General features: G+C 61.3%; 2 protein-coding genes. Both read right to left on the bottom strand.

The window, feature by feature from the left end:
- Positions 1–96: 96 nt before the first annotated feature.
- A complete protein-coding gene (locus Q0288_RS12220) occupies positions 97–1497 on the bottom strand; it encodes a VWA domain-containing protein (RefSeq protein ID WP_299430798.1) in 1401 nt (466 codons plus the stop codon).
- A 402-nt stretch (positions 1498–1899) separates the two neighbouring features.
- The gene (locus tag Q0288_RS12225) at positions 1900–3363 is read right to left on the bottom strand and encodes a lyase family protein (RefSeq protein WP_299430800.1); all 1464 of its coding nucleotides are present in this window, start codon (positions 3361–3363) and stop codon (positions 1900–1902) included.
- Between the last annotated feature and the right edge of the window lie 108 nt (positions 3364–3471).

Genomic DNA, 3471 nt, shown 5'->3' on the forward strand with positions numbered 1-3471 from the left:
TCCAAATCCCGATGATCCCGGATAACCCCGTTTTTTCTCTCCATCATCAGCTCCACTGCCCCCTATCTCCCCCTCTCCCCAGCCCCCTTGCCCAGATCAAGCACCCGTCATCTTGCGAATTTCTTCATCGGAGGGCAGATCACCCCCACCGGGTGCGGCTTCCGGTTGGTGTTTGAGCACCTGGGTCTTGGCCCCAATCTTGATGGTCTTGGCGGTGCCGATGCGGATGGTTTTACTGCTCTTGAGCTCGCCCACAGCCTGGTCGAGGGCGCGGGTCATGGCGGTGTTGCCCAGCTTGACGGTCAGGTTGCGGGCCAGTTCCAGGGTTCTGGCGGCCTTAGCGGGGTCGGTGCGGGCCTCCTGGGTAGCCTGCTTGACCAGCATCTCGAGGTTGCGCTGCTGCACCCAGTGCATCACCTGAGGGTCAATGCGGGCGGTCAGGGTTTCGTCGGTGGTGAACTCCACCACGATGTCCATCGGGGGCACTTCGCCCCGGTAGCCCTTGCCGGGCACCTCGTAGGTCAGCCCCATCTGGGCCAGGCGGATGCGCGAGGCCGGGCGGGCCGGCAGGGTGAACTCGAGGATAAACACCGTCCAGTCGCCCTTGGCAGCGTTGCCCAGGGGGTGGGGCTGGCTTCTGAGGTCTACCTCGCTCTGGGTAGGGTAGACCCGGGTTACCCGCTCGAGCGTCACGTCTCTGACCGTCTTGACCGCCAGGGCAATGTTGGTGATGACCTCGTTGGCCGCGTTCTCCAGCTCGCCCAGGATGGCCTGCGGCAGTTCGCTGGCCCGCAGGCTGGGGGGTAGTGGATTCTGCGTGTCGGGCACAATGTGGAAAGGCTTGCCCTGGGTGCGGTCGGTGATGCTGGTCAAAAGGTCGTCGTTCCAGTCGTCGCCCACCCCAATGGCAGTGACGGGAATATGGGCCTCGGCGAGCTGCTGGGCGGCCTGCTCCACCAGCGGCTCGTCGAAAGCCTGTCCGTCAGTCAGGAGCAGCATCCGGCGGCTGCCGCTCTCTTTGTTAAGCTGCTTCATGCCCTCCAGCATTCCGGCCCCCATGTGGGTTCCACCGGAAAACTGGGTGAGCTGCTCGGCGGCGGCGATCAGCCTGGCCTTACTGGCTGCATCGGTAAAAGGCTGCACCACCCCGGCGTAGTCATCGAACTTGACCAGGGCCAGCCGGTCTGTAGGCTGAAGCTGGCGGCTATTGAGCAGGTTTTGCAGGGCCTCCACCACCAGATCCATCTTGCTCCGGGCCCCTCGCACTACCTCATAATCCTTGCCGTCAATGCGCACATTCTGCCCAGTGCGATGGGTGGGTTGGGTGACTACCTCGCGCATCGAGCCCGAGGTGTCCACTACGAAGGCAATGGCCAACTGCGGCCTGGCGCCAACCGCTTCGGCCTGCGGTTGTACTTTAAGGGCCAAAAACATCTTCTGACCGGCCATGTTGGCCATCAGGTATTCGCGGTGGGGTTGCAGACGGGTCTCGAGCATAAGCCTCCGGTGGTGAAACTCAGATGAGCCTTGGGGAAGAACTCCACGAATCCCATGGAAATATTCCCCGTTTGCTATTCAGGGTCTGGTATTTGGCTTCTGACAGACGAAAGCACACCACATACGATTGTAGCTTAAGCGGTAAATAACGTCTTGAGCGGTTTCCGCGATGGACAGGCTGGTTGGAAATTTTTCTGGAAAAGTACATCCACCCCCCACCGTCCAGGTGCGACCAGGATGGAAATTTGGGGGATGGTTTTACACGGTGCACTTCCGGGGTTGCATCGGCTCGGTGGCCGGGCCTCTGTGGGTAGCGCAAATGCCTGATGGGGAGATCCTTAACCGTTGCTTTACCCCAGCCTGGAGCAGCTGGTTTGATTTGATGGGTCGGCGAACAATTCCTCAAGGCCCAGAAAGTTGAGCCCGGGTCTTCTTAAGCGGTTCGTCCAGCAGGCTGAGGGGCTCCTGGGCCAGGGTTCGCAGCGCTTTGCGACGGCGGCTCTTGAGCTCTTTGAGTTCAAGGCGCTCGAGCTTGAGGCGGTGCAGGGCGTAGTCCAGATAAACGGCCTGGGCCTCGGGGGCCGTCCCACCCAGTACTTTGCGCCGTGCCAGGAAGCGCTCGGGTTCCAGGGCCTGCAACAACTCCGGGTTCCCAAATCCCAGGTGGCTGTGCAGGTCGTCCAGGCCCAGCTCTGCTACGGTACGGCCCTTGTTGCTGAGTTCGCGCAGCATTCCCTGCACCTTGGGGTAGGCCTCGGTCAAAGACAGATGCTGTCCAGACACCAGCACATCTACCAGCTCGGAGGCCAGCACACTGCGGTCGGTCAGGCCCTGGGCCAACACTTCGGGCACAAAGCGGCTTTCCTGCAAGGCCACCCGCATCAGGGCTACCGCTCCTTCGGCGGCATAAAAAAGCCCCTGCAAAGGCTCGAGTACCGCTGGGCCATGGTCGTTTACATCGCCAAAGGGCGTGCTGTAGTTGAGGTGGCCAAAGGTGGTGGGGCCCCCCATCAGCTCGGCCAGGAAGCCCCGCACATGCTCCAGCACCACCGGATTAACCTTCTGCGGCATGATCGAAGAGCCCTGGCTAATTTTTTCGGCCACTAAAAACCCACCCTGTTCAGCCCAGAACAACAGGTCGGCGACCAGGCGCGAGAGGCTGGTGCCCATCCCGGCCAGGGCATAGGCGATTTCCAGTGCCCAGTCGCCTGCCGCGATGGCATCGTAGGTGTGTTCCAGGGTGGCCCCAAATCCCAGCCACTGGGCCAGTGCCTTACGGTCTACCGGATAAGGGCTGCCTGCCAGGGTAGAGGCGCCTAAAGGACACTTGTCGGTGGTCAGGAAAGCCGAACGCAAGCGCAGGTAATCGCGCGAGAGCAGGTTTTCGACCCCGGTCAGGTAGTGCCCCAGGGTGGTGGGCTGGGCCGGGCGGTGGTGGGTATAGGCGGTGAGGAGGGTCTGACGGTGGGTCTGACCCAGACCCAGCAGCTCCCGCCGCAGATCCGATAGCGCGGTCAGAACCCGCAATAGCCGCTCGGAGGCATAGGCCCGAAACACCGTGAGGTCGAGGTCGTTGCGGGAGAGGCCGCGCCGCAAGGCCCCGGCGATTTCGTAGCCGAAGCGCTCCCGCAGGTGGAAGTCTATGGTGAAGAACACATCTTCGAGTTGTCCGCTAAAACCAGGGATGGGGTCTTTGCGCAATTCACTCAAAGCCCAGGCAGCCTCTTTGGCCTCGGGAATGCTTAACCTGCAAAGGCCCAGCGCATAGGCGGTGAGGGCATCGAAAAAATAATCGCCCAGGTGTTCTTTGGCGAAGCGGAAGTGTCTTTGTAACACCCAGCGACGGTACAGGTTGTGCCAGCGCATATGCACCTCCTCAATAGTGGCCTGCCGAGGGGCTATATGCCCTCCGATAACCAGGATATACCACCTGGATGGAAGCAGCATTTGAGCCTTCTATTCCTGCATTTGCGC

This window comes from uncultured Meiothermus sp. (assembly GCF_937863175.1).
GTDB lineage: Bacteria > Deinococcota > Deinococci > Deinococcales > Thermaceae > Meiothermus.